Genomic DNA, 25,496 nt, shown 5'->3' on the forward strand with positions numbered 1-25,496 from the left:
TTTCATTGGGTTGGAGCGACACATTTTCCAGATGGCCTGCCGCTCGTGCGGGATTGTTCCTCGCCGTCGGCTTGCTTCGTTCAGATGTCACTGGGAGCAAAACATGACGAATGTTCCAACCATAGCCCGTATCTGGCGTGGCCGCACCAAGCCGGAATTTGCCGATGAATACGAGGCTTACAATCGCGCTGAGGGAATTCCGCCACTGCTTAAGACGGCGCTCGGCGTCCAATTGCTACGCGAAGATCGAAAGGATGAAACATGGTTCACGACGATCTCCTACTGGGCCGACATGCAATCGATGACGGCGTTTACGAAAGGTGATCCGGAGCAGGTTCATCATCTGGCGCGAGATGCAGAACTGCTGTGCGAACTTCCGGAGCGTATCCAGATACACAAGATAGTGGTCCCTCCCAATCTGCGTTGAGAATCCTTGGCCGCTTTTCGAGTCTTGCGCCCTTCCGCTAATCCAAAGATAATCATGGATTCCGGCGCCTCTCATGGAGCCAAAACGTTTTGGCTTGACTCCCAAAACGTTTTGGAGAATCTTTTTCTCAATTCGGGAGGAAGATCTTGGCCAATCTCAAACAGCTCGCGCAATCGCTGGGACTGTCGATCACCACGGTATCGCGGGCGCTCGATGGTTATGCCGATGTGTCGGCCGCCACGCGCGAACGGGTTCGAGAGGCTGCCGACAAGGTCGGCTACCGGCCGAATGCTTCGGCGAGGCGCCTCCGCAGGCAGCGCGCCGAACTGGTTGCGGTCACGCTGCCGAGCGATCCTGGCCATATCGGTCCTCCGCATTTCCTCGATATGTTGTCCGGCTGTGCCGAACACCTTGCCGCTGCCGGCCTCAATCTGGTGATTGCGCCGGTGCCGCGCGGCGAGAGCGAACTCGACATCTGCCGCCGCTTCGTCGATGGCCGCCGCGTCGACGCCATGCTTCTCGTCCGCACCAAACGCAAGGACGAGCGCGTCGAATTTCTGCAGTCGCGCGGCATTCCCTTCGTCACCAACGGCCGCACGGAAAGCCTGCTGTCCCATCCCTATATCGACGGCGACGGTTTTGCCGGCTTTCGAGCCGCGACGCTGCGCTTCCATGCTGCCGGCCACCGCCGTATCGGCCACATCGCCGGCCCGCAGGAATATTACTTCGCACATGACCGCTGCCGTGGCTGGCGGGCGGCGATGGAGGAATGCGGCCTTGCCACCGACCTCTGCGCCGAAGGCGCGCCGTTGGAACAGGGCGGTTATCTCGCCGCACTCGAACTTCTGCGCCAACCCTCGCGTCCGACCGCACTCGTTTGCGCCACCGACGAAATGGCGATCGGAGCGCTCCGGGCGCTACGCGAGGTCGATGGCGGCAACCAGATCAGCATTGTCGGCCATGACGACCTGGCAATGGGCGCCTTCACAAGCCCGCCGCTGTCGACCATGCGCATGACCGGCGAAAACCTCGGCGCGAACTTCGCCTCGCTGCTGCTGCGCGCCATCGCCGGCGAACCTGCCGAAGAACTCCAGGAGCTTCACGCGATCGAATTCGTCGATCGCGACAGCCATCGCCGTCCCGCCAAGGCGGCATAGACAGCCGTGCATCTCAAACAAAGAACAATGAAGGAGGAGAAGATGAAACATATCATGTCATTTGGAGTTCTGGCTTCCACGGTGCTGGCCTTCGCCTCGCCGGTGCTGGCCCAGACCGTTTTCGTATCCACCCAGCTTCGTCCGATCGAGGAGGCGACCGTCGTTCGCGAGGAACTCCTGAAGGACGTCGGCTCGGTTGACTACGTGGTCGAGGAGCCGCCGCAGTTTGCGGTGCGCATGGAAGCCGAGCGTCAGGCCGGCAAGCACACCGTCAGCCTCGTCGGTGCACTGCATGGCGAGCTCTCGCCGCTCGCCGACAAGGACACGCTCGAGCCGCTTGACGATCTCGCCAAGAAGTTGGCAGCGAGCGGCATGCCGCAGTCGCTGCTCGATCTCGGCAAGCTCGGCAAGTCGACCCAGCAGTACATCCCGTGGATGCAGGCGACCTATGTGATGGCCGCCAAGAAGGAAGCGCTGCAATACCTGCCTGCCGGCGCCGACGTGAACGCGCTGAACTACGATCAGCTGATCGAGTGGGGCAAGAATATGCAGGACGCAACCGGCCAGCCGCAGATCGGCTTTCCCGCCGGCCCGAAAGGCCTGATGGCGCGTTATTTCCAGGGCTATTTCTATCCCTCCTTCACAGGCGGCGTCGTGCGTACTTTCCAGAGTGCCGATGCGGCCGCCGGCTGGGAGAAGCTGAAGGTGCTGTGGGCCTATGTGACACCGAACTCGACCAGCTACGACTTCATGCAGGAGCCGCTCGCGGCCGGCGAAGTCATGGTTGCCTGGGACCACATCGCCCGGCTGAAGAATGCCATTTCCGCCGCACCGGATGATTATGTGGTCTTCCCCGCTCCCGCCGGTCCGAAGGGCCGCGGCTACATGCCAGTCGTCGCCGGTCTCGCCATTCCGAAGGGCGCGCCTGACAAGGCCGGCGCAGAAAAAATCATCGAGCACCTGTCCATGCCGGACACGCAGCTCCTGACCGCCTCCAAGGTCGGCTTCTTCCCGACCCTCAACGTCAAGCTGCCGCCGGATCTCGATGCCGGCGTCGCCCTGCTCGCCGGTGCCGTCACCGCCACCCAGGCCTCCAAGGACGCGGTCATCTCGCTGCTCCCGGTCGGCCTCGGCGACAAGGGCGGCGAGTTCAACAAGGTCTACATGGACAGTTTCCAGCGCATCGTGCTGCAGAACGAGCCCATTGCAGACGTGCTGAAGGCCCAGGGCGCGACGATGGCCAAGCTGATGACCGACACCAAGGCTGCCTGCTGGGCGCCTGACGCCAAGAGCGACGGCCCCTGCCCGGTTCAATAAACCCACTTAGCAAGCGTCCGGGCGAAATGCCCGGACGCTCTTTCACCCCTCTGCTCGTCGAGGCGGGAGCCGATGACCAATAGCCGACCCTGGATCCCCTATCTGCTGATCCTGCCATCCGTCGCCTTCCTGGCACTGCTGTTTGTCGTGCCGCTGGTGCAGACGATCTGGCTGGCGGTGTCGGATAATGGCGCGCCGTCGCTTGCAAATGCCGAGCGCATGGTCACCGACATCAACTTCACCCGCTCGGTGAAAAATACCTTCCTGCTGACGATCGCGGTCGTGCCGGTGCAGATCGCCCTTGCGCTGGCCATGGGCACGATGGTCGCCAAGGTCGGCCGCGGGCGCGAGACGATCCTGTGGATCTGGACGATCCCGCTCGGCATTTCCGATCTCGCCGCCGGTCTCGTCTGGCTGTCGATCCTGCAAAATACCGGCTATCTGAATTCGCTGCTCTTCGGCCTCGGCATCATCAGCCGGCAGGCAAGCTGGCTCTCCTACCAGACGCCGGTCGCGCTCTTCATCGCGATTGCAGTTGCCGAAATCTGGCGCGGCACGGCAATCGTCATGGTCATCATCGTTGCCGGCCTCAACCAGGTGCCGAAGGAGTTCAAGGAAGCCGCCGAAATCTTCGGCGCGGGTCCGTGGACGCGTTTCTGGCGCATCACCCTGCCGCTGATCCGCCCCGCGCTGCAATCGGCGCTGATCCTGCGCACCGTGCTCGCCTTCGAGGTCTTCGCGGTGGTCTATGCGCTCGGCGGGCGCAATTTTCCGGTCCTCGTCGGCGAGGCCTACAACTGGCAAAACCAGAACCAGAATTACAGCGTCGCTGCTGCCTACGCGGTGCTGATCATGATCATCTCGCTTGCCGCCACGCTTATCTATCTCAAAGCCCTGAAGGTCGATCCGGAGCGCCTGCCATGACCACGGATACCATCAGCACGACCACAGACACCCCTAAAGCCGCCAGCTTCGTCTCCTCACGGCGCTGGCTTTTGTGGAGCGGCATCGCCGCCCTATGCGCCTGGGTGCTGGTGCCGATCTATCTGGTGGCGCTCGGGGCGCTCGGTGGTCGCCAGGGCGTCTATGTCTGGCCGAAGACCGGTCTTCCCGCCGGCATATCGCTCGAGCCCTTTTTTCTCTTTCTGAAGACCGAAGGCGTCGTCCAGTCCTTCCTCAATTCGCTGGGGGCAGCCGCCATCACGGTGGCGCTTTCGATCCTGCTCGGCGCGCCGGCAGGTTACGCGCTCGCCCGCTACGATTTCCGCGGCAAGGACAGCTACCGCCTTCTGGTGCTGCTGACCCGCGCCTTTCCGCTGGCGATCCTGGCCTTGCCGCTGACGGTCTCCTTCATCCGGCTCGGCCTCTACGATACGATCCTCGGCGTCGGCCTTATCCATACGGTTCTGGCGCTGCCTTTTGCCGCACTCGTCACCCAGGGCATTTTCCTCGGGGTACCCAAGGAGTTGGAGGAAGCCGCCTTGGTGTTCGGCTGCACCCGCATTCAGGCCTTCTTCAAGGTGGTGGCACCCTTGGCCCTGCCGGGCATCGTCGCGACCGCCGTCTTTGCCTTCGTCATCTCGTGGAACGAGGTTTTTGCCGCCTCGGTACTGACGGTGCGCAACCGCACGCTGACCGCCTACCTGCTGACCGTGCTTTCGGAAAGCCCGATGCATTACCGCTTTGCCGGGGGCCTGATGCTCATCCTTCCATCGGTTGTCTTCATCTTCGCGGTCAGGCGCTACCTCTTCGCGATCTGGGGCATTTCCTCCAAATAACGGGACCAGAGATATGGCCAACATTGTCATCGACCGCATCCGCAAGAGCTTCGGAGCCTTCCAGGCGCTGAAAGAGGTCTCGCTGACGATCAACGACGGCGAATTCGTCTCGCTGCTCGGTCCGTCCGGCTGCGGCAAGACCACGCTGCTGCGCATCATCGCCGGCCTCGAGACCGCAACATCGGGAGATATCCGCATCGGCGACAAGTCGGTGATCGGCTTGCCTCCCAAGGATCGCGGCCTTGCGATGGTCTTCCAGAACTACGCCGTCTTTCCGCACATGACGGTCTATGAGAACGTCGCCTTCGGACTGCGGATGCAGAAGGCCGACGACGCCAGGGTGAAGGCGCAGGTCGAGAAGGCCGCCGGCCTCCTGCATATCGAGCAATATCTCGACCGCTACCCGAACAAGCTTTCCGGCGGCCAGCGCCAGCGCGTCGCGGTCGCTCGCGCCCTTGCCGTCGAACCGAAGGTTCTGCTGATGGACGAGCCGCTTTCGAACCTCGACGCGCTGCTCCGCCTCGAAATGCGCACCGAACTCAAGACGGTGCTGCAATCGGCCGGCACCACGACGATCTACGTCACCCACGACCAGACCGAAGCCATGGGCCTTTCCGACCGCATTGCCGTCATGCATGGCGGCGTGGTCGAACAGGTCGGCCATCCGGTCGAGATCTACAACCACCCGGCGACACGTTTCGTCGGCGGCTTCATCGGCAACCCGCCGATGAATTTCATCAAGGTGCCGGTGACAAACAGCCAGGTGGCGGCAGGCGCCGTACAGCTTGTCGCGCCGCGGGGGTCCGGCAATGAAGTGATCCTTGGCCTGCGCGGCGAAGCCGTCGAACTCGCGCCGCTGCCGCAGGGTCTCGAAATGCGGGTGCGCGTTGCCGAACCGATGGGCTCGCACCTGCTTCTGACCGGCTCGATCCACGACCAGCCGGTGCGCGTCATCCTGCCGGCCTCGGAGACCGTAAAGAGCGGCGACACGATCGGTCTGAAGCTCGACCAGAAGCGCATCACCTGGCTTTCACCCGAAAGCGGCAAGTCCTTTCCGGCCCTCTTGGCCTAAGAATACCGGAGCATCCGACATGAACATGCATACCGACCAGGCGAAGCGCATCCTCGCCGCCAACGATCGCGGCGGCTATACCGTGCCGACCGACCGGCTCTACCCGTTCCAGTGGAACTGGGATTCGGCCTTCGTTGCCATGGGCTTTGCGCTCTACGATACCGACCGCGCCTATCGCGAGCTGGAGCGGCTGGTCGAGGGCCAGTGGGCTGATGGAATGATCCCGCATATCGTCTTCCATGCGCCAAGCGATACTTACTTCCCGGGACCGAACGTCTGGCGCACGAGACACGCTATCCCGACCTCCGGCATAACCCAGCCGCCGGTCTTTGCGATTGCGCTGCGCAAGCTGCATGAAGCCGCCGGCAAGGATGGCGAAGCGCGCACCCTGCCCCTCTACGTGGCGGCGCTGAAATGGCATCGCTGGTGGTATTCGGCGCGCGACCCTGAAGGCACGGGGCTCATAGCACTCCTGCATCCCTGGGAAAGCGGCAGCGACAATTCTCCCGCCTGGGACATCGCGCTCGCCCGAGTGCCGACCAATACCGATACGCCTGTGGTGCGCAAGGATACCGGTCATGTCGATGCCGATATGCGCCCGCGCGACGAGGATTACCGCCGCTTCATCCATCTCGTCGATACCTATGCCGCCTGCGGCTGGGATCCGGCGCGGCAATGGGAAAAGGCGGCGTTCAAGGTCGCCGAGATCCAGACGACCGCAATCCTGCTCAAGGCGGGCGAAGATCTGGAACACCTTGCCCGCCTGTTTGGGCGGACCGATGACGCGATCGAGATCGCTGCCTTCAACGACCGCAGCCGCAAGGCGATAATGGCCCAGTGGCGGCCGGAGCTTGTCCGCTTCGTCTCGCGCGACCTGATCTCCGGCGAAGATGTCGAAGCCGCCACGCAAGCCGGCTTCATCCCCCTCCTCTCGCTGGACCTCGACAAGCAGGTTGCGGACGCCCTGGTCTCCGAAATGAAGGCCTGGTCCAAGGATCTCAAGGTTGCCTTCCCCACGACCAAACCCGGCATCGCCAGTTGGGAGCCGAAGCGCTACTGGCGCGGCCCCGCCTGGGCGATCATCAATTGGCTGCTGATCGACGGCCTTAAGCGCAATCGCTACGCGGATGTCGCCGAAGAGCTGCGGCAATCCACCATCGCAGCGATCGAAACGGAAGGTTTCGCCGAATATTTCGACCCGGTCACCGGCCAGGGCTGCGGTGGCCTCGGCTTTTCCTGGACGGCTGCCGCCTATCTATGGCTTGAGCGAGGCGTCGTCCTCGCCTGAGTGTAGAGCCGCGCCCAACTAAGCCGTTTCTACGATTGGCTTAACCCCTCCAGGTCGCCTAAATGTAAAGTGTATGATTTAATCATACACTTTGTTATAAGGAGATAACCGAGGACACACACTATGCGTACAACCCAACCCCTCACCATCACCCTTCCATTGGAAATGGCGCAGATGGTGAAGGCCAAAGTCAGCTCCGGCGAATATGCGACCGAGAGCGAAGTCATCCGCGACGGCCTGCGCACCTTGGCCGCCCGCGACGCCGCCGTTGAGAAATGGCTGCGAGACGAGGTCGTGCCTACCTATGACGAGACGAAAGCCCACCCCGAGCGCGGCCTTTCTGCCGAGGACGTCGGCCGGCGGCTCGATGCCCGTATGGCCGCTCACGCCAAGAAATAGCGCAGGGCATGAACTACAACGTCATTTGCGCCCAAGGCGAGCGACGACCTCGAAAGCTTGCACCCGAACCTTCATCCAACTGCGATTGAAGTTTCAGCGGCTCAGGACCTCTCCCTAATCCGGCTGCCACGGCTGCATGGTGAGCACATTGCCGCCCAGCTTGGCGAAGGCGCGCTGGCGGCAGGAGAAGACGAGGATCTGCTGGTCGCGCGATTGGCGGTGCAGCGCATCGAACATCCGCTCGATTCGGTCGTCGTCGGAATAAACAAGCGCATCGTCGAGGATGACAGGCGCCGGCCGGCCATCGCGGGCAAGCAGCCGGGCGAATGCGAGGCGGGTCAGCACCGAGAGCTGCTCCCGCATGCCGCCGCTCAGCCGGTCGACATCTTCGTCCAGACCGTTGCGGCGCACGATCTGCGGCAGCAAGGTGTCGCCGTCGAAGGTGATCGAGATGTCGTCGAACAGCAGGCCGAGCAGCGGGGCTAGTTCGCTCATGACCGGCTTGAGATAGAGGTCACGCGCCGCCGCGCGCGTCGCCGTCAGCGCCTTGCGCAAGCGATCGAGCACGCCGACCTCCGTCTCGAAACGCTTCACCTGTTCGCGCGCCGCTGCCAGAAAATCGCGCGTTTCCGACCAGTTTTCTTCCAGCGCACTGTCCGAACGGGTACGGATCTGACCGCCGAGATCAGCAAGCTCTTCGCGGAGCCTGGCAATTTCGCGGCCTGCGGCGTCGGCGACCGAGCGCGCCCTGGCAAGGGCAGCCTCTGCGCCTGCGAGGTCCCGCCCTGTCCTGCGCAAAGGCGCGGCCCGAAGTTCGACAGCATCGACCTGCTCTCTGGCGCTGGAAAGTTTTATGGCGAGGTCCTGCTGCAATTCAGTTCGGCCGGACTCGGGGCCGATGACCGCTTCGATGGCCTCGAGTTCCTGGCCAAGCCTGGCGTGCTCGGTCTGCGCGCGCAATATGGCCTCGCCGGCTTCCGTGCGCATCATTGACGCCTCCCGCGCCCGGTTGCGCGCCAGTTCGATGCGCCGTGTCGCATCCGCGAGACCGGCACGCACCTCTTCCGGGTTGGCGTCGAGTTCGACCGCACCCTGGCTGAGTTCGGCAAAGCGTGCGGCGTCGAGGTGAAGTGCGTCAATGCCATTCGGGGCGAGATCGGCGAGCCGCTGGCGCGCCCGCACCAGTTCCTCCTGCTTGTTCCGCGCGGCAATTTCGCGCTGCCGCGCCGCCCGCAGACTGTCGATACCGAGCTTGGCAAGCAATGTTTGGCGCATGGCTTCCGCGGTCTCCAGCGCCCCATTGTGATCGGCCTGCCGGTTGGAATGGATGGTCAGGGTGCCGACGCCTGCTATGTCGAGCCTCGCCATCCCGGCAAAGCTCTTATCCTCGCCGCCAATCAAAAGCTGGCGGTCCATGCTCACCAATCCGGAGACGTCCTTCAGGTAATCGATCCGGAGCGTGGGAAGGCCGACTTCGGCGGCTGCGCGCAAGCCGACGATCTTGATGTCCAGCGCTTCAAGCCGTTCGATGGCATCGGCTGGAATGGCGAGCAATGCATGCGCCGCATCCCCATCCTCGATCTGCTGGCGCGCGGCTTCCGCCTGTTCGAGACGCAGGCGGACCTCGGCCAAGCGCTCTGCGGCGTGGCGTGAACGTAGCGCTGCCTCGATCCGCGCGAGAAGTTCGCGGTTTACCCGCTCCTCCTCTTCGGCCGCCTGAACCTCCGCCGTTGCAGCCTCGCTTTCAACAAGCGATGCCGTGCGTCGCTCGGCTGCATTTGAAAGGTCCTTTTCCGCCAAGGCGAAACGCCGCGCGAGTTCGCCGCTGCGGTTCAATGCTGCGTGGAAGCGGTCGAATGCCTGCTGCGCGTCGTCGCGGCGGCTGGCGGCCAAGGCAGCCTCGGCATCGAGCGCTTTGAGTTCCCTGTCATGCAGTTTAGCAGCTCCGAGCGCCGACTCGGCATTGGCAATCGCGGTCTTCCGGCCGGCCTCCTCATCAGGGTTTTCCAGTTCGCTGAGTCTCGCCTGCACTGAGCGGCGGCGATCGAGCGCGCCGTGCAGCATCTCCACCTCCTTGGCCAGCCGCGCCTCCTCCGCCTGCAGCCGGTCACCCTCCTCGAGCGCGGCGGCAAAGCGGCCTCCGGTCTTTGGCCGGAGCGTCGCGGTGACCAGGCGATTGAGTTCATCCTCGCAGGCTTCGAGCACCGCCGACATGCGCCGTCCGCCCGTCAGCGCCTCCACCTCTCCCTGCACCGAAGTCAGCAGGCTTTCTCGCACCCGCTTGTCGTTCTCTTCCTCGCTCTTGCTGCGATTTTCGATGCCGGTGATGCCCTGGCGCACCCAGAGCAGGCCTGCCGGGCCGGCAGTTCCGCCGGAAATGAGATCGCCGATGAAAGCCTCGGCCTCGTCTGCCTGGGCGACGATCCGGCCGCTGCCGAGATCGGTGACGCTGGCGCGCCGTCCGCTATGGAACTGCTTGGTCAGGCGGTAGCGGCCGGCTTCGATCGTGATGTCGGCCTCGACGATCGGATTGCCGCCGCTATAGGGGCGCAGCATCTGCACGCTCTTTGGATTACCGCTGTGCGGCTGGAAGAACAGAGCATGCAGCGCCTCAAAACAGGTCGATTTGCCATGTTCGTTGGCGGCGCTCAGCACATTGACGCCGTCGGCGATTCCTTCGACGGATATGCCGCGGCCGGCGAAGCGTTTGACATTGTGAAGGCGAAGAGCGTTAAGTTTCATCGATCAATCGCCTCGCAATAGGAAAACAGGCGGATCAATGCCTCGCGCGCCACGCCCCTGTCATCGCCGGAGCGGGATTGGTCGAGGCTTTCGGAAAGCAGCAATTCCGCAGCATCGCGCAACGCGCCGGCTCGGTCGATGGTCTCGAGATCATCGCTCTCACAGTCGGTCCCCAGAAGGTCGGTATCGATCTCCAGATGTGCAAATTCCGGCGCGACCTGCTCCAACAGGCTGATCATTGCCGTCCGCCCGTTCAACCGGGCACGGCCGGACAGCGCGACGCGCAACAGGGTTTGTCGCCGCGCGAACGGTTCCGGCAGCGCGGCCTTCAGCGCTTCAACACCGTCTTCCGATGCCAGCAGCGGAAGCTGTAATGTCTGCCAGGAAAAGCTGGCGGTCGTCACCGCTGTCGTCGTCGGCATCGCTCCCTGCCCGGCAATGGAAACGACCATCGCCTGCCCCGGCCGGTCATGCTTGAAACGGTCGGGCTCGGGAGCGCCGCTGTAATATGTTCTGGCGTCCACCGCTACCGATCCGTGCCAATCGCCGAGAGCCATATAATCGAGGCCGGCCAGCGCCGCGCGGTTCGGCGCAATCACGTTGGTGGCCGTGGCATCCTCCGAGAATTCCTGGATGGGGCCATGGGCGAGGCCGATGCGGATAGAGCCATCAGGTGTGGCAGCACCCGTCATCCATTCGGTCAGGTCGCGGCCCGGCCTCCTGGTCGTGCAAGGCGCCGGCAGCAGGATGACACCAGGTTCAAGCGGAAGGGGCGCCGCCTCCGTCGCCAGGATGACATTGTCGGGCACCACGCCGCGCGCCGCACTCCAGAGTTGGTCCGCCAGCAGCGAATCGTGATTGCCCGGAAGCAGCACCCAGCGCAGCGAAGCATTCCGGGCCATCTCACCAAGCGCTTGCCGAAGCACGGCCGGCGTCGGCGTCTCGGTATCGAAGGTGTCGCCGGCGAGCAGGATGACATCCGTCCCATGCTCTCGTGCCGCGCTGGCAAGCCTGGCGATGACACCATGCCGCGCCTCGCGCAGGCGCCCTCTCAAATCCTCCGGAAGATTGCCAAATCGCTTGCCAATATGAAGGTCCGAACTGTGCAGGAAGGAAAACATTAATCAGCCATGTTTGCGATGCGCCGCGAGCTTTCGAGCATGGCCAAGGACCTCTCGTCCACAGTTTCATGATTCCGTTGTTCCGAGGCAGACCATGCCTCCCGGCTATGGGCGAGGCAAGTCCATCCTGGCCGAGCAAGCAGTTATCCAATGTTTGTCTAATTTTGAGCGGTGCACGACACCCATCCCGTAGCCCTGCAAGAATTAGGCAGACGCGGTGACCCGCCACGCGGCGAAGGCATCGTCTATTATCCAAGGGTTTTACCTGCCGATGGAAATCGAACGGTTGATCCCATGATCGCCGCCCCTAAGTCACCTGGTTGAATACCACCATCTTGTCGTCGGCCATTTCTTCCATCGTCCAGGGAATGCCGCCGACGCCGTATCCTGACTGTCTGCGTCCGGCGAAAGGCATCCAATCGGTGCGGAAAGCGGTGTGGTCGTTGACGAGAACGGCCGATGCATCCAAATGTTTTGCCGCCCTGAGAGCAACCGCTATGTCGGCGGAAAAGACGCTCGCCTGGAAGGCATAGGGCAGCGAGTTGGCAATGCGGATCGCTTCGTCGAGGTCGCGGTAGCCGTAGACGCAGGTCAGCGGTCCAAAGACCTCGAGCATGGATACTTTCGCTTCAGTAGGCGGGTCCAGCAAAACCGAAGGCAGAAGTGTCGTCTCGGACATCCGACCGCCGCCGATCTGCCTGGTTCCGGCGTCCGTCGCCTCCTTGATCCAGGCGGCGACGCGGTCTGCCTCGCGTGGCAGGATGAGCGGCCCTACCTCGGTTTGCATAAGCGTGGGATCGCCGACATGCAGAGCTGCCACCCTGGCAGCGAGAGCCTCGGTGAAGGAAGCCAGAATATCTTCATGCACGAAGAGACGCTGGGCCGACACGCAGACTTGCCCGGCGTGATAATAGCCACCTTTGACAATGGTGCCGACGATCGCATCGACATTGGCGCTGCGGTCGACGATGACGGGTGCCGCTCCACCGTGCTCAAGCGCGCATCGGGTCCCCGGCGGCAGCTTGCCCTTGAGGTACCAGCCGACCTTGGCGGAACCGATGAAGCTCAAAAACGCGACGCGGCGATCGGTTGCAAAGGCTTCGGCAAGCGCGTTGTCCTCGGTGATGAGGGTCTGGCACCAGCGCTCATCGAGACCTGCCTCCCAGAACAGCTTGACGATCTCGATGCAGGAAATCGGCGTCGTTGCCGCCGGCTTCACGATAACCGGGCAGCCGACCGCGATCGCCGGCGCGATCTGGTGGATGATGAGATTGAGCGGATGGTTGAAGGCCGAGATCGCCGCCACGACGCCGATCGGCTCCTTGGTGGTGAAAGCCCATCTGTTGGCGCTGGCCGCAGTCAGCCCCATGGGGATTTCCTTGCCGCCGAAATTGCGCAGCTCGTCCGCCGCATTGAGGAGGCCGTCGATCCCGCGCGTCACCTCGATGATCGCATCCGTCAGCGGCTTGCCGCCTTCACGGGCGATCATCATCGCAAAACGATCGCGGTTCTCCTGCAAAAGCGCCGACGCCTTTCTGAGGATGGCCATCCGCTGATGCGCGGGCAGCCAGCCGTCGCGATCGGCGAAGGCGTTGGCGGCGATCTGAAGCTTGCGTTCGAGTGCGGCCGCGTCATCGGCCGGCAGCTCTGCAATCGGTTCGCGGTCGAACGCCTGGTAGACCTTCATGGCAAGCGGCATCTCAGGCCTCCAATATCTGGGGGAGCCGTTCACGAAGCTCCTTCACCAGCACGCGTTCGTTCTCCGAATAGTCGACAGGAACGTTCACCAGATGGACGCCGCCTCCGGCGAACGCCTCTTCGAGAACCTGTTTGAACTGGCCGATATCGTCGACCCTGGTTCCCTTGGCGCCGTAGGATTCGGCATATTTCACGAAGTCGGGATTGCCGAAAGTCATCCCGAAATCCGGGAACTCGTCCACCGCCTGCTTCCAGCGGATCATGCCATAGGCATTGTCCTCGATCACGAGGACAACGAGATTGAGTTTCAGCCGGACGGCGGTTTCGAGTTCCTGGGAATTCATCATGAAGCCGCCGTCACCGCAGATCGCCATGACGCGCCGCTCCGGGTAGAGCATCGAGGCAACCATCGCAGACGGCAGCCCGGCTCCCATCGTCGCAAGAGCGTTGTCGAGCAGCAGCGTGTTCGCCATCCGCGTCCGGTAGTTTCGCGCGAACCAAATCTTGTACATGCCGTTGTCGAGCGCCAGGATGCCGTCATGCGGCATCACCTCTCTTATATCGTGAACCAGCCGCTGTGGCGTGAAGCGATCCTCCGTCGCCCGCGTGGCGATACGCTCGAGAATGCGCTCGCGCAGATGAAGAAGCGCTTGCGCGTTTGGTAGCTTGCCCTCGAGGCGATCGGCCAGCGCCTTCAGAGAGGGGCCGATGTCGCCGATGACTTCGGATTGCGGGAAATAGACCTGCTCGACGGTCGCCGGCTGATATCCGATATGGACGACCTTCGGGCCGCTCTTGCCCATGATGAACGGCGGCTTCTCGATGGTATCATGGCCGATCGTGATGATCAGGTCGGCCTGTTCGATGGCCTCATGGACATAATCCCGCTCCGACAGCGCGGCGGTGCCCATATAAAGCTCGGTTCCGCCGGGAACCGTTCCCTTCCCCATCTGGGTGGTAAAGAACGGAATGCGCGTACGGATCACAAACTGCGCAATATCCGATGTCGAGCGTGGACGAGAGGCGGCGGCCCCGAACATCAGAAGCGGACGTTTGGCTGCGGCAATGAGTGCAGCGGCGCGGTCGAGAGCCGCGTCGCTTGCCGTCGGCAATTCGAGCTGATGCGGCGCAATCAGCGCCACCTCCTGGCATTCTTCAGCCGCAATATCTTCCGGAAGCTCGAGATGGACCGGACCCGGCCTTTCCTCCTGGGCTATGCGGAACGCCTCCCTGACCGTCGTCGGGATCATCTGCGGCGACACGATCTGCCTTGCGAGCTTGGTCAGCGGCTTCATCGACGCGACGACGTCGACCACCTGGAAACGTGCCTGGCGGGACGAGAGGATCCCCTTCTGACCGGTGATCATCACCATCGGCATCGCACCGAGCAAGGCATATGCGGCACCCGTCGAGAGGTTGAGGGCACCCGGCCCGAGCGTCGTCAGGCAGACGCCGGGCTTTCCAGTCAGGCGGCCATAGGTCGCGGCCATGAATGCCGCCGCCTGTTCATGCCGGGTGAGCACGAGCTCAATCGACGACTTGCGGATGGATTCGACGACGTCGAGGTTCTCTTCGCCGGGAATGCCGAAAATGCGGTCGACACCTTCGTTTTCAAGCGCTGCCACTAGAAGATCGGAGCCTTTGGTCATGGATGTGTGCCCGTGCTGTTTGGTTTGAGACTTCCAGAAAGGAAGGTCCTTCGAAGATATGTTCTTTTCCGGGGCTGTCCATGCGTTCGGCGGCTTCAGCCGCAGTTCCAGCTTGACCTCTGACCGTGACGGGTGCTTGAGCCGTCATCGAGCGCTGGCTGATATGGACGTTCCCGAGCGCTCCCTGACGAGGAAGCTCGCCGGAGCACTGCGGGCATTTGGAGCCAGCGCTCAGTCGAAAAATACGACTTGGTCTTCACCTGCGAATTTGAAGTCGCCTTAAGACCAAGAACAAAATTGAAGATATTTGCGCCGCCGGCCTCGCGCGTGAAGCTGAGATAGGAGCCGAATCGTTCGGATTCAACGTTTTGAAGGTTTCGGATCGAGGCAAGAGTATCCTCGAAATCACGCCAGCACGCCTGCTTCACGATGATCTCGAAAATGTGAAGGATGGCCGGGGAGAGACGTCCCTGGGCGTCGGTCGTCGGCCCGATGATCTTGGCGCGGATCTCAAGAATATCGCCCATTTCATCTCCACGAACCTTAACGAAGGTCGAGCTGAGTGGACGCACCTCGTCGCGTTCGTAGATCCGCTGAAAATAACACTCAAAGCTGCGATTGCGCATCGATGCGGCTTTCCATTCGCTCATATCGACGCCGGCTTCTCGAAGAGCAGCGCAAAAGTTCGACCCCGAGACGCGCCACATCCGCAGAAACTGACTTGCCAACTCCAGCTTCGGGACCTCGATCAGCTGCAGCGGTATCGGCGTCGACGGGAGGGGAGAAGGAGCCGCTGGATCAGGGCGGGCGGCGATGCGAGATGATCGGGCAGCCTTATTGACAGTTCGATTTTCGAAGGGGCCGACCGGATCTTCGAGGTGATGGATTTCACGGTAAAAAACGACGGTGCCTGCAAGAAGCAAAATTAATATCAAAAGCCCTGGCCAAAGCAGGGACCAGCGGTTCCTCGGCATTGGGAAATTCCGGTGCCAAGGCGGGCTGTCTCGAGGAGGATCGACTGCTGATGGCACTTTATCCACGGCGCGACCTCACAAGCAAACAGGAGCGGCTGTGAGTTCGAGCTCAATCACTCTTGATCCTATTTGCGACCAACCGGTGTCGGTCGGCGCGTTGACCAATCAGCTCTGCTGACGACTCCCCCTGAGATGAGCAACGGATGCGAAAAACGGTACAGTCTGTCCGACTCACCTTCGACGCTGCAAGTGTGAAGTCGCGTGAGTGGAGCGTCAAGCATCAACCCCAGTGGATGGCGCTCGTCCCCTAATATTCACGTGGCGGCTTTGCAATGTCGGCAGCAACGTCGAGCGTTTCACAAGAAGCAACGCAGGGGTTAGTCTGCGAGCAGACGCAGCCTTAGACAATGCTTTGAAGCAATGGTGTCATGCGGTCATATGACGCGCTTGGCGCCAGGCCTGATAACGCTCCAGGGTCTCCTTGTTGGGCGGGTATACGCCCAAGGTCGATTTGCCTGATTCGATTTCCAGCTTGAGAAACTCTTCCTGCTCCTCCATCGCGACGGCTTCTTCGGCAATGTCGTCGACATATTCCCGCGGAATAACGATCACCGCTTCGCTGTCGCCGAAGATGATGTCATCGGGGTAAACGGCAACGCCGCCGCAGGCGATTGGCTGGTTCATGTCCGAGGCGTGGTGGGCAACCAGGTTCGCCGGCGCTGCCGGTCCCATGCAGTAGGTCGGGAGGCCCAACTGCGCGATATCGGCCGTATCGCGGACGCCGCCGTCGAGCACAAGACCGACGGCGCCACGATAGACGAGACGACGGGCGAGCATGGCGCCAATGCCGGCGACTTCCGCCAAGGAGCGGCAATCCAAGACGAGAACATGGCCGTCGGGGATCGTATCGATGGCCTTGCGCTGTTGATTGGATGGATCCGAACTGTAAGTCGAACCGTCGATATCTTCGCGCGCGGGGATGTAGCGTACGGTGACGGCTGGGCCGATCATCGGCCTGCCGGCGCTCGCCAGCGGCCGCACGCCGCGAACCGCGGTGTTCTTCAAGCCACGCTTCAGCAACAGGGTGCTGAGACTTGCAGAATTCGTCCGCAAAAGCTTTGCGTAAACTGATGGGTCCAAAACCGTCATGAGATCCTCCATTGTCCGGTGGAAGCTCTAGCACAAGGAATAGAGAGTTCAATAGAGAATTTTATGTTTCTTATTTGGGTAAAGGCTGTTTGCCATTAATCGCCTTTGTCAAGATGGCGGCACCCTCCACAACCTCGCGCTTGATTGCGCGCGCCCTGTCTGGGGTGGCTTCACCGATAAACGGGACGCTGATCGTTGCCACAAGTCGACCCTCGGAATCGAAGACAGGCGCGGCAAAGGCCCGGAGGCCAAGGTTGGATTCCTGGTTGTCCTCAGCGCATCCATTGCGCCGAATTTCAACGAGTGCTTCCTTTAGCGCCTCCGGATCGGTAATCGTATATGGCGTCTTTCCCTCCAGTCCGACGCTGCAATAGGCCTCGATGTCACCGTAGTCTGAATAGGCAAGCGCGAGCTTGCCGGCGGCGCCGACATGTTTAGGCGAGCGACTGCCGACCTTGATGAAGAGCGAATAATCGCCGGGACTGGAGGCTGCAAATATCGTCATCATCTCGTTGCCTTCGGGGGCGGCCAGCCTGAAGGATTCGAAAATGCGGTCAGCCGCAGCCGTCAGGATCGGCCTTGCCGCCTCGATCACCGTTGCCCTGTCGGCGCCAGGCGAGATGCGGCGCGCAAGCTCGACGAATTTTGGCCCCAGCTCGTAGGACGCTCCACCATTCACCCGCGCCACAAGCCCATGCGCGGCCAATGAATTGAGGATCCGGTAGACGGTCGAACGCGGAACTCCAAGCTGATCAACCAGCGCGGCCAGGGAAATTCCCGTCCTCGCATCGGCGACTGCCTCGAGCAGGTGGGCGGTCTTTTCGACGATGGGTGAGCCATGCTTTGGTTCAATCATGAACTTAGAATTCCATATGAGAATTATAATATTGACTTCTCCGGACCGAGCGAGCATGCTTGGCGGCGTAAGTGTCACATTTGACACTACGCGCTTGGCGGAGGAAGTAAAGCCATTTGGATAACCGCTGCGGCGGTGCTCAACCGGGTGGTTTTCACAAGACGGCACTGCGATGGACAGGATGCCGCTCGTTTGGTCTGGAGGAGGGATTTCATGAAGAAGATGAAGGCAATTGGTGCGCTGAGCATCGGACTGGCATTTCTGCTGGGTCCGGGCAGCGCAATTCGCGCCGACGCTGCCTCGGATAAGCTGACGGTCGTGGTGACCGACGAACCGAAGTCGCTCGATCCCTGTGACACCGACCTTTCGGGCAATTCTCGCATTCTGCACAACAACATCACCGAAGCGCTGGTCAATCTGAGCCCGGCCGACGGATCGGTCGTCCCGAGCCTTGCCGCCAGCTGGCGGCAAGTGGACGAGCTGACCTGGGAATTCAAGCTCCGCGACGACGTCACCTTCCACGACGGCAAGGCGTTTGATGCCAGTGCAGTCGTTGCCGCTCTCAAGCGGGCGCAGGATCCGGCACTGGCCTGCGAAGTCGGACTTGCGACGCTGAAGGGCGTCAAGTTCAATGCAGAAGCGGTGAACCCCACCACCCTCCTCATCAAAACGGATATCGTCGAGCCGATCCTGCCGAACAAGATGTCCGCCGTGGACATCGGTTCGCCGGCGACCCCGAACGACGGCAAGTCGCGCTCCCCGGCCGGAACCGGACCTTACAAGCTTGCAGCGTGGACGCCCGGGCAATCGGTCGACCTCGTGGCCTATGACGGCTATTGGGGCGACAAGCCGGCGATCAAGAACGCGACCATCATCTGGCGCGCCGAATCCGCTGTTCGCGCGGCAATGGTCGCCACCGGTGAAGCGCAGATCGCCTATGAAATAGCACCCCAGGACGGCACGACGGAACAGGATCATGCCTTCCCGAACGCCGAAACCTCGCTGCTGAGGATCGACGCAGAAATTGCGCCACTCAACGACAAACGCGTGCGCGAAGCCCTTAATCTTGCGATCGACCGGGACGGACTTGTCGGCACCATCTTCCACCAGGATGCCCAAAAGGCGATGCAGGCGGTGCCGCCGTCCGTCTTCGGCTTCAATCCCGACATCCCCGTCTGGACGTATGATCTCGAAAAAGCGAAGTCCCTGCTCGCCGCGGCGAAAGCCGATGGCGTGCCGGTTGACAAGGAAATCGTCATCTACGGCCGCATCGGCATCTATCCCAATTCGTCCGAAAGCCTGGAAGCCATTCAGGCGATGCTCGCGGATGCAGGTTTCAATGCCCGGCTCGAAATGCTTGAAACAAGCCCGTGGCTGAAGAAGCTTCTTAAGCCCTGGGACAAGGAACGTCAGCCGTCGATCCTGCAGACGCAGATCGACAACACCGAAGGCGACGCCGTATTCACGCTGCCGAACCGTTTTACCACCGACGGCAACCAGTCGACCATCGCCGATGCCAAACTCGACACATTGATTGCCGACGCGTCGAAGGCAACCGGCGACGAACGCAAGAAACTGTTCGAGGAGGCCTTCAGCTACATCGCCGTCGATGCGGTCAATATCGTGCCGCTGTTCCACATGGTCACGATTGCCCGCGTCGCCGAGAACGTCACCTACACGCCCGATGTGCAGGCCGGCAACGAGATCAAGCTTAAATCGATCAGCTACCGCTGACGGCGCAGACTGGTTGCCGAACGTCCCTTGAGGAGAGCGGATGTCCTTCACCTACTTCCTGAAACGTGCGGCCTTTGCGGCACTCGCCCTTGCAGCATTGATGACGTCCGCCTTCTTCCTCGTGCGGTTGACGGGCGATCCCGTCAATCTCTACCTGCCCGTCGATGCCTCGGATGCCGCCCGCGAAGCCATGCGCGTCCGTCTCGGCCTCGATCGTTCCCTCCCGTGGCAATTCCTCGATTGGGCCGGGGATATGCTGAGCCTCGATTTCGGCACGTCGCTTTGGCACAACCGCCCGGCCATGGACGTTGTCCTGGAGGCGCTGCCGAACACGCTGGCGCTCGGTGCCATTGCCTTGACCCTGGCCTTCATCGCCGCCGTCATCATCGGATCAATTGCCGCTGTCAATGCCGGCGGTTGGATCGACCGGGCCATCAACGTGCTGTCGCAGGCAGCGGCCAGCGTGCCGGATTTCTGGCTCGGGCTGATGGGCGTTCTGCTATTTGCCGTCACCTTGCGCATTCTGCCGACATCGGGTTTCGGCGGTCCGATCTATTGGATCCTGCCGGTTGCCTGTCTTTTTGCCAGACCGTTCGGGACGCTGGTGCAGATCGTCCGCGGCTCGATGATCGAAGCACTGAACGCGACATTTGTCCGGACTGCGCGGGCCAAGGGCGCGCGCGGCGGCCGGGTTACCTTCGTGCATGCGCTGCGCAATGCCCTCCTGCCCGCGGTGACCGTGACCGGTGACCTCGCCGCCCAGTTCGCCGGCGGCGGTGGCGTCGTCGAGGTTGTTTTCGGGTTTCCCGGCATCGGCAAGCTGCTGATCGACGGCATCCTGAAGCGCGATTTCGCGATCGTCCAGGCATCGATCTTCGCGGTCGCCGTCGTTATCTTCGTCATCAATATCCTGGTCGATATGCTCTATGCATCGATCGATCCGCGTGTGAGGGTCGAATGACCAGCACCTCCGCCGACGTCCTCCCTGCCCGCGAGCGCCGAAGCCGCCGCATCTTGTGGTTCATGCGTGCGCTCGCGGGTGACCCTATGGCGGTCGCAGCGACAATTTGGCTGCTGATCGTCGTCCTTGCCATTCTTGCGGATGCATCGTCGCTGCTGGGCGAAAACCGCATTTCGCTAAAGGCGCGCAACCTGCCGCCCTTCGACTTCGGCCAGTCCTGGACCTTGTGGCTGGGCGCCGACGCTCTCGGGCGTCCGCTCCTCGTTCGCCTCATTCAGGCGGCAGCGACGACGATCGGCATAGCGCTGGTGACCGTTCTGACGAGCCTGATCGGCGGAACGCTGCTCGGCGTGATCGCCGGTTACTTCGGTGGCATCATCGGCAACCTTGTCATGCGGATCTGCGACATCATTCTAGGTTTCCCGACACTGCTGGTGGCGCTCTTCGGGCTCTACCTGTTCGGCCCGAGCGTCGGTAACCTCATCATCGTGCTCGCCGTTACCCGTATGCCGGCCTATATCCGCGTCGCACGAGCCGAAACTCTCGAAGTCCGGGAGAGGCTTTTCGTTGATGCGGCGCGCGTCTTTGGCGGCGGGCCTGTCTGGATATTGCGCAATCACATTCTCCCAAGCGTCGCTCCCACGATGCTGACGCTCGCCTCGGTCAATCTCGCCATGGTCATGCTGTTCGAATCCGGGCTGAGCTATCTCGGCCTCGGCATCCAGCCGCCGGCCGTGAGCTGGGGCCTGATGGTGGCGCAGGGCCAGGGATATCTGTCATCCGCCTGGTGGCTGGGTTTTTTCCCCGGCCTGGCTGTGATGCTCACGACCATGTCCTTCAATCTCCTCGCCAACTGGTTCCGGATCATCAATGACCCGTCGCAGCACTGGCGTCTTGTCAGCCGGAGGCGCTGATGGCTCTTCTCGAAGTCAAGGACTTGCAGGTCAGTTTCGATACGGCAGCCGGCCGCATCCTGGCGCTCAACGGCGTTTCCTTCTCGCTCGAGCGCGGAGAGGTCCTGGCGCTGCTCGGCGAAAGCGGCTCCGGCAAGTCGGTGACCGCATCGGCCATCATGGATCTCGTTCCCAACCCGCCGGGCGAAATCAGTCAAGGATCGATCCGTTTCGACGGTGTCGAGCTGTTGCAGCTCTCGCGAAACGAGCGGCGCGATCTCTGCGGCGACCGGATCGCCCTGATCTTTCAGGATGCGCTCGCAGCGCTCAACCCGGTCTATTCCGTGGGTTGGCAGATCGCCGAAATGTTCCACATCCACGGCCGCACTTCGGAAGGCGGTGTCGAAAAAGCCGTGATCGACCTTTTGACGGCCATCGGCATTCCCGACCCTGAAAGCCGCGCCAGACAATATCCGCATGAGTTTTCGGGCGGCATGCGCCAACGCATCATGATCGCCATGGCCGTGGCACTGGAACCGGATGTCATCATCGCAGACGAGCCGACGACGGCGCTCGACGTGACGATCCAGGCGCAGGTGGTTGATCTTCTGGAGACTATCCGCAAACGCAGCGATGCCGGCATGATCTTCATTACCCATGATCTCGGCGTCGTCGCCGAACTCGCCGATCGCGTTGCCGTCATGTATGCCGGCCGCGTCGTCGAAACCGCAAGCGTCTTCGAACTGTTCGAAGATGCCCGCCATCCCTACAGCGTCGGATTGCTTGCCTCGCAGCCGCGCATGGACACGGATGAAGACGAATTGGTGCCGATCCCCGGCTCCGCGCCCAATCCTGTCGCCCTGCCTTCCGGCTGCGCATTCAGAACGCGCTGTCCACGCGCCGAAGGGCTCTGTGCGGAGGTCGTCCCCTCTCTTGAAACCGTAGGGCCGGGCCGCCAGGCCGCCTGCCACTTCCCGGTATCACCAGCATGATCGAACCTCTGCTCAAGGTCCAAAACCTTTCCCGGCACTTCGGCAGTGCCTCGGCGCCGGTGCGTGCCGTCGACGATGTCAGCTTCGAGATTGCCAGTGGAGAGACGCTCGGCCTCGTCGGCGAAAGCGGTTGCGGCAAAACCTCGCTGGTTCGGACGCTCTTGAAGCTTGGACCGGCAACAAGCGGCAGCGCTTTGCTTGACGGTGTGGACATTACGACAGCCAGTGGCCGGCGGCTGCATGAATTGCGCCGCAAGATGCAGGTCGTTTTCCAGGATCCTTACCAGTCGCTCAATCCCCGCATGCGGGTCGATCGGCTGATTTCTGAACCCTGGGCGTTGCACCCGGGGGTCGTGCCCAAGAGCAACTGGCGTGAAGAGACGGTCAAGCTGCTCGAATCCGTCGGGCTGCGCGCCGAGCATGCGGAGCGTTATCCCGCGGAATTCTCAGGCGGCCAGCGGCAGCGCCTTGGCATTGCCCGCGCTCTCGCCCTCAATCCGACACTTCTTGTCTGCGACGAGCCTATCTCGGCCCTCGACGTCTCGGTGCAGGCGCAAGTGATCAACCTGCTGGCCGGATTGAGGCGCGAGCGCAATCTGGCGATGCTGTTTGTCGCGCATGATCTCGCCGTTGTGCGGCATGTCTCGGACCGTGTGATGGTCATGTATCTCGGCAAGATCATCGAAACGGGGCCAAAGCAATCGATCTTCAGCGCTGCGGCCCATCCCTACACGCAGGCACTGATGTCGGCGGTCCCGACACCGGATCCGAGGCGTCGTGCGCAGCGCAAGCGTATCGTTCTGCAGGGAGATCTGCCGAGCCCCGCAAATCCGCCCAGCGGATGCCGTTTTCGAACGCGTTGCTGGAAAGCGACGTCGATCTGTGCAGAACAGGAGCCTGCCCTGACCACGCGAACGGCGGCCCCAGGTCTTCTGACCGCCTGTCATCACGCCGATCCGGAAATCGCCAACACAGCGCCTGAATTGGACACTGCATGGGTCCCTCGCCTTGAAGGGACCTGAAGCCAGGCCCATTATGCCAAGGTGATCGCAAAGCTGCGCAACCGTTGCGCCGGTCAACGACGATTATTTTCCGTTCGTGTTTCCCGTTTGTTTTGTGGCTGCCTTTAGCGCGCCTTGCTGCAAATCCGCCTCGTCGGCAAGAATGGCGGCGGCTTCATCGAGCAGGACGTCCTTTGCGTTCTTGCGAGCATTCTCGATGGCAATATCAGCGCTCAGGCTGCGCTCGCCTGCCTCCAGACCATCATCTCCACCCGGATCCTCGCCATCGCTCACTTGCGCTCGATCCTTGAACCGTTTCTCTCGAGCCGTCGCTTCTTTGCGACGTTCCGCTTCATTGAGGGAGATAACCCCTTTCTCGCGCTGTGCCTTGAGGTCGGCAAGGTCTTTTAACAAGCGTTGGAAATCCGGATCGCTTCCAGCCCGCGCATCATGGCGGCTTTGCAATGTCGGCAGCAACGTCGAGACAGTGTCGGAGGGCGTGTAATTCGCGGGCTTGATCTGCGCCCACGGCAGCGCATTGTCATAACTGGTCTCGCCGAAGCTCGTGGGATCGGAAAGTCCCGGTAAGCTGATATCAGGCGTCACGCCGCGCAGCTGCGTCGTACCGCCGTTGACCCGGAAAAACTGGGCAATCGTCACTTTCAGCTCCCCGAACTCAGGCTTGCTGTTGCGGACGATCTGGTCAAGGTCGACGACGGTCTGAACGGTGCCCTTCCCGAAACTGGGTTCGCCGACGATCACGCCTCGACCATAATCCTGGATGGCCGCGGCAAAAATCTCTGAAGCCGACGCCGAGCCGCGATTGATCAGGACACCCATCGGGCCTGCCCAGACAGGCGCTGCAAGCTCAGCGCTTTTGACCTCGATCTTGCCGTCGCTGCCGCGTTGCTGAACGACCGGTCCATTGCCGATGAAGAGACCGGTCAAATCAATCGCCTCGTCCAATGAACCGCCGCCATTGTTGCGCAGGTCAATGAGAACGCTGTCGACCTTTTCTTCCTTCAGTTCGTCGAGAAGCTTGGCGACATCGCGGCTTGCGCTTTTGTAATCCTGGTCACCTTTGCGCTTGGCTTCAAAATCCTCATAGAATACCGGCAGCGTGATGATCCCGATTTTTCGCGTGGCGTCGCCCGCCTTCACGGACAGCACAGTCTTCCTGGCAGCCTGCTTGTCGAGACTGATTTTATCGCGCACCAGGCTGATGACGCGATGCGTGCCATCTGCTCCGGCATCTGCCGGCAGGATATCCAGCCGCACGACGGAGTCTTTTTTTCCGCGTATCATCTGCACGACTTCATCAAGGCGCGTGCCCACCACTTCTTTGATCGCCCCATCCTTGCCTTGACCAACGCCCGTAATGCGGTCTCCGACCGCGAGCTTGCCGGAAAGCTGCGCCGGCCCGCCAGGCACGAGCTCACGGATCGTCGTGTAGTCGTCGCGTTCCTGCAGCACGGCACCGATACCAAACAGCGAAAGCTTCATCGAGACATTGAAGTCGGCTGAAGCGGCCGCGCCGAAATAGTCCGTGTGCGGATCGATCGACGTTGAATAGGCATCCATGAACGACTGGAAAACGTCGTCGCTTTTAAACTTGTAAGCGCGCTCGAGTATGTTCTCATAACGTTTGTCGAGCGTTTCGCGGATGGCCGCGTCGTTTTTGCCGCCGAGTTTCAACCGCAACCAGTCGCTCTTGACGCGCTTGCGCCAAAGCTCATTGCTCTCGGCTTTCGACTGCGACCACGGCGCTTTATCGCGCAGCACCGAATAATTTTCCTGCGTACTGAAATCGAAGTCCTGCTTCAGCAGGCTGCGCGCATAGTTCATGCGGTCGACAACGCGCTGTTCATAGGCGTTGAAAATCGCAAACGGGATCTTCAAGTCCTTCCGTTCTATCGCATCGTCGATCTCGCTGCGATCGGACATGAACTTGTCGATGTCCGCTTGCAGGAAGAGCATGCGGTCCGGATCAAGTGACTTGATGAACTGATCCATGATCCTGGCCGACAAGGCGTCGTCGAGTGGAACGGGCTTGTAGCTATACCGCGAAAGAAATTGTGCGCTCAACTCAGCGGCCTGCGCTTGTCGCTTTAGCGGCGCCAAAACAGGCGGTGATGCGACTTCAGCATATGCGGACTGTGCAATTGCAAGAAATGCACCAAGGAAAACGTAGGCTATGCGCATTCAGCGTTGATCCAATTCTTGATGCCGAGTGTCGATGTGCGATCTATGTGACGCAATCATGGTTTTTTGGCAACCAAATGGCAAAC

Annotated in this window: 21 protein-coding genes; 13 read left to right on the forward strand and 8 right to left on the reverse strand. The window is 61.5% G+C overall.

What is annotated here, in order from left to right; genetic code table 11:
* Window positions 1-103: 103 nt before the first annotated feature.
* The 8 genes from ACM5SV_RS24370 to ACM5SV_RS24405 all read left to right on the forward strand — a co-directional run bounded on the left by ACM5SV_RS24370 (window position 104) and on the right by ACM5SV_RS24405 (window position 7,438).
* Complete coding sequence (locus tag ACM5SV_RS24370) at window positions 104-427, forward strand: antibiotic biosynthesis monooxygenase family protein (RefSeq protein WP_003562421.1); 324 nt, start codon at window positions 104-106, stop codon at window positions 425-427.
* 146 nt (window positions 428-573) lie between these two features.
* The gene (locus ACM5SV_RS24375) at window positions 574-1,584 is read left to right on the forward strand and encodes a LacI family DNA-binding transcriptional regulator (protein ID WP_012755682.1); all 1,011 of its coding nucleotides are present in this window, start codon (window positions 574-576) and stop codon (window positions 1,582-1,584) included.
* 42 nt (window positions 1,585-1,626) lie between these two features.
* Entirely contained in the window at window positions 1,627-2,901 is a 1,275-nt protein-coding gene (locus ACM5SV_RS24380; RefSeq protein WP_221970990.1) for an ABC transporter substrate-binding protein, read from the forward strand.
* A 72-nt stretch (window positions 2,902-2,973) separates the two neighbouring features.
* Window positions 2,974-3,825, forward strand: a complete 852-nt coding sequence (locus ACM5SV_RS24385) for a carbohydrate ABC transporter permease (protein WP_012755684.1) — start codon at window positions 2,974-2,976, stop codon at window positions 3,823-3,825.
* Window positions 3,822-4,679 (forward strand): carbohydrate ABC transporter permease, encoded by an 858-nt coding sequence (locus ACM5SV_RS24390; RefSeq protein ID WP_419425429.1) that lies wholly within the window; start codon window positions 3,822-3,824, stop codon window positions 4,677-4,679. Before ACM5SV_RS24385 ends, ACM5SV_RS24390 begins: the two co-directional genes overlap by 4 nt.
* A gap of 13 nt (window positions 4,680-4,692) precedes the next feature.
* Window positions 4,693-5,751 (forward strand): ABC transporter ATP-binding protein, encoded by a 1,059-nt coding sequence (locus ACM5SV_RS24395; protein WP_003562416.1) that lies wholly within the window; start codon window positions 4,693-4,695, stop codon window positions 5,749-5,751.
* Between the two features lie 19 nt (window positions 5,752-5,770).
* Window positions 5,771-7,039 (forward strand): MGH1-like glycoside hydrolase domain-containing protein, encoded by a 1,269-nt coding sequence (locus ACM5SV_RS24400; protein ID WP_003562415.1) that lies wholly within the window; start codon window positions 5,771-5,773, stop codon window positions 7,037-7,039.
* 123 nt (window positions 7,040-7,162) lie between these two features.
* Window positions 7,163-7,438, forward strand: coding sequence for a ribbon-helix-helix domain-containing protein (locus tag ACM5SV_RS24405; RefSeq protein WP_017996155.1), 276 nt, complete (start codon window positions 7,163-7,165; stop codon window positions 7,436-7,438).
* Between the two features lie 114 nt (window positions 7,439-7,552).
* Here the strand turns inward: ACM5SV_RS24405 and ACM5SV_RS24410 are convergent, their stop codons facing one another.
* The 7 genes from ACM5SV_RS24410 to ACM5SV_RS24440 all read right to left on the reverse strand — a co-directional run bounded on the left by ACM5SV_RS24410 (window position 7,553) and on the right by ACM5SV_RS24440 (window position 17,627).
* Window positions 7,553-10,180 (reverse strand): AAA family ATPase, encoded by a 2,628-nt coding sequence (locus ACM5SV_RS24410; RefSeq protein ID WP_419425430.1) that lies wholly within the window; start codon window positions 10,178-10,180, stop codon window positions 7,553-7,555.
* Window positions 10,177-11,301: a metallophosphoesterase family protein gene (locus ACM5SV_RS24415; RefSeq protein WP_017996153.1), complete on the reverse strand. Its 1,125-nt coding sequence runs from the start codon at window positions 11,299-11,301 to the stop codon at window positions 10,177-10,179. The genes ACM5SV_RS24410 and ACM5SV_RS24415 overlap by 4 nt, the downstream gene beginning before the upstream one ends.
* Window positions 11,302-11,608: 307 nt before the next feature.
* A complete protein-coding gene (locus ACM5SV_RS24420) occupies window positions 11,609-13,000 on the reverse strand; it encodes an aldehyde dehydrogenase family protein (protein ID WP_221963565.1) in 1,392 nt (463 codons plus the stop codon).
* A gap of 1 nt (window position 13,001) precedes the next feature.
* Entirely contained in the window at window positions 13,002-14,648 is a 1,647-nt protein-coding gene (locus tag ACM5SV_RS24425) for an acetolactate synthase large subunit (RefSeq protein WP_221963575.1), read from the reverse strand.
* 95 nt (window positions 14,649-14,743) lie between these two features.
* A complete protein-coding gene (locus tag ACM5SV_RS24430) occupies window positions 14,744-15,622 on the reverse strand; it encodes a DUF6030 family protein (protein WP_003562408.1) in 879 nt (292 codons plus the stop codon).
* Window positions 15,623-16,048: 426 nt separating this feature from the next.
* Entirely contained in the window at window positions 16,049-16,771 is a 723-nt protein-coding gene (locus ACM5SV_RS24435) for a ribonuclease activity regulator RraA (RefSeq protein ID WP_003562407.1), read from the reverse strand.
* Between the two features lie 70 nt (window positions 16,772-16,841).
* On the reverse strand, window positions 16,842-17,627 hold the full coding sequence (locus ACM5SV_RS24440; protein ID WP_221963580.1) for an IclR family transcriptional regulator: 786 nt from the start codon (window positions 17,625-17,627) through the stop codon (window positions 16,842-16,844).
* 213 nt (window positions 17,628-17,840) lie between these two features.
* On the opposite strand from ACM5SV_RS24440, the gene ACM5SV_RS24445 reads away from it, so the two are divergent.
* The 5 genes from ACM5SV_RS24445 to ACM5SV_RS24465 are packed head-to-tail and all read left to right on the forward strand — an operon-like array spanning window position 17,841 to window position 23,229.
* Window positions 17,841-19,361, forward strand: coding sequence for an ABC transporter substrate-binding protein (locus ACM5SV_RS24445; protein WP_003562405.1), 1,521 nt, complete (start codon window positions 17,841-17,843; stop codon window positions 19,359-19,361).
* A gap of 40 nt (window positions 19,362-19,401) precedes the next feature.
* A complete protein-coding gene (locus ACM5SV_RS24450) occupies window positions 19,402-20,322 on the forward strand; it encodes an ABC transporter permease (RefSeq protein WP_003562404.1) in 921 nt (306 codons plus the stop codon).
* A complete protein-coding gene (locus ACM5SV_RS24455) occupies window positions 20,319-21,236 on the forward strand; it encodes an ABC transporter permease (RefSeq protein WP_222051620.1) in 918 nt (305 codons plus the stop codon). The genes ACM5SV_RS24450 and ACM5SV_RS24455 overlap by 4 nt, the downstream gene beginning before the upstream one ends.
* Window positions 21,236-22,207, forward strand: coding sequence for an ABC transporter ATP-binding protein (locus ACM5SV_RS24460; RefSeq protein ID WP_222051619.1), 972 nt, complete (start codon window positions 21,236-21,238; stop codon window positions 22,205-22,207). The genes ACM5SV_RS24455 and ACM5SV_RS24460 overlap by 1 nt, the downstream gene beginning before the upstream one ends.
* Window positions 22,204-23,229, forward strand: coding sequence for an ABC transporter ATP-binding protein (locus tag ACM5SV_RS24465; RefSeq protein ID WP_222051618.1), 1,026 nt, complete (start codon window positions 22,204-22,206; stop codon window positions 23,227-23,229). The genes ACM5SV_RS24460 and ACM5SV_RS24465 overlap by 4 nt, the downstream gene beginning before the upstream one ends.
* A gap of 63 nt (window positions 23,230-23,292) precedes the next feature.
* On the opposite strand, the gene ACM5SV_RS24470 is transcribed toward ACM5SV_RS24465, so the two are convergent.
* Window positions 23,293-25,410 carry a carboxy terminal-processing peptidase gene (locus tag ACM5SV_RS24470; RefSeq protein ID WP_221963594.1) on the reverse strand — a complete coding sequence of 706 codons (2,118 nt, stop codon included), beginning with the start codon at window positions 25,408-25,410 and terminating at the stop codon, window positions 23,293-23,295.
* Between the last annotated feature and the right edge of the window lie 86 nt (window positions 25,411-25,496).

The sequence above is a fragment of the Rhizobium sp. CRRU65 genome, from assembly GCF_048551595.1.
Lineage (GTDB): Bacteria > Pseudomonadota > Alphaproteobacteria > Rhizobiales > Rhizobiaceae > Rhizobium > Rhizobium leguminosarum_J.

Excerpts from the sequence above, each read along its gene's own strand:
- ACM5SV_RS24405 (WP_017996155.1), top strand. The coding sequence starts at position 7,163 with ATGCGTACAACCCAACCCCTCACCATCACCCTTCCATTGGAAATGGCG.
- ACM5SV_RS24415 (WP_017996153.1), bottom strand. The coding sequence starts at position 11,301 with ATGTTTTCCTTCCTGCACAGTTCGGACCTTCATATTGGCAAGCGATTT.
- ACM5SV_RS24370 (WP_003562421.1), top strand. The coding sequence starts at position 104 with ATGACGAATGTTCCAACCATAGCCCGTATCTGGCGTGGCCGCACCAAG.
- ACM5SV_RS24430 (WP_003562408.1), bottom strand. The coding sequence starts at position 15,622 with ATGCCGAGGAACCGCTGGTCCCTGCTTTGGCCAGGGCTTTTGATATTA.
- ACM5SV_RS24420 (WP_221963565.1), bottom strand. The coding sequence starts at position 13,000 with ATGCCGCTTGCCATGAAGGTCTACCAGGCGTTCGACCGCGAACCGATT.
- ACM5SV_RS24410 (WP_419425430.1), bottom strand. The coding sequence starts at position 10,180 with ATGAAACTTAACGCTCTTCGCCTTCACAATGTCAAACGCTTCGCCGGC.
- ACM5SV_RS24380 (WP_221970990.1), top strand. The coding sequence starts at position 1,627 with ATGAAACATATCATGTCATTTGGAGTTCTGGCTTCCACGGTGCTGGCC.
- ACM5SV_RS24390 (WP_419425429.1), top strand. The coding sequence starts at position 3,822 with ATGACCACGGATACCATCAGCACGACCACAGACACCCCTAAAGCCGCC.
- ACM5SV_RS24400 (WP_003562415.1), top strand. The coding sequence starts at position 5,771 with ATGAACATGCATACCGACCAGGCGAAGCGCATCCTCGCCGCCAACGAT.
- ACM5SV_RS24450 (WP_003562404.1), top strand. The coding sequence starts at position 19,402 with ATGTCCTTCACCTACTTCCTGAAACGTGCGGCCTTTGCGGCACTCGCC.
- ACM5SV_RS24395 (WP_003562416.1), top strand. The coding sequence starts at position 4,693 with ATGGCCAACATTGTCATCGACCGCATCCGCAAGAGCTTCGGAGCCTTC.
- ACM5SV_RS24440 (WP_221963580.1), bottom strand. The coding sequence starts at position 17,627 with ATGATTGAACCAAAGCATGGCTCACCCATCGTCGAAAAGACCGCCCAC.
- ACM5SV_RS24445 (WP_003562405.1), top strand. The coding sequence starts at position 17,841 with ATGAAGAAGATGAAGGCAATTGGTGCGCTGAGCATCGGACTGGCATTT.
- ACM5SV_RS24460 (WP_222051619.1), top strand. The coding sequence starts at position 21,236 with ATGGCTCTTCTCGAAGTCAAGGACTTGCAGGTCAGTTTCGATACGGCA.
- ACM5SV_RS24470 (WP_221963594.1), bottom strand. The coding sequence starts at position 25,410 with ATGCGCATAGCCTACGTTTTCCTTGGTGCATTTCTTGCAATTGCACAG.
- ACM5SV_RS24425 (WP_221963575.1), bottom strand. The coding sequence starts at position 14,648 with ATGACCAAAGGCTCCGATCTTCTAGTGGCAGCGCTTGAAAACGAAGGT.
- ACM5SV_RS24435 (WP_003562407.1), bottom strand. The coding sequence starts at position 16,771 with ATGACGGTTTTGGACCCATCAGTTTACGCAAAGCTTTTGCGGACGAAT.
- ACM5SV_RS24465 (WP_222051618.1), top strand. The coding sequence starts at position 22,204 with ATGATCGAACCTCTGCTCAAGGTCCAAAACCTTTCCCGGCACTTCGGC.
- ACM5SV_RS24385 (WP_012755684.1), top strand. The coding sequence starts at position 2,974 with ATGACCAATAGCCGACCCTGGATCCCCTATCTGCTGATCCTGCCATCC.
- ACM5SV_RS24455 (WP_222051620.1), top strand. The coding sequence starts at position 20,319 with ATGACCAGCACCTCCGCCGACGTCCTCCCTGCCCGCGAGCGCCGAAGC.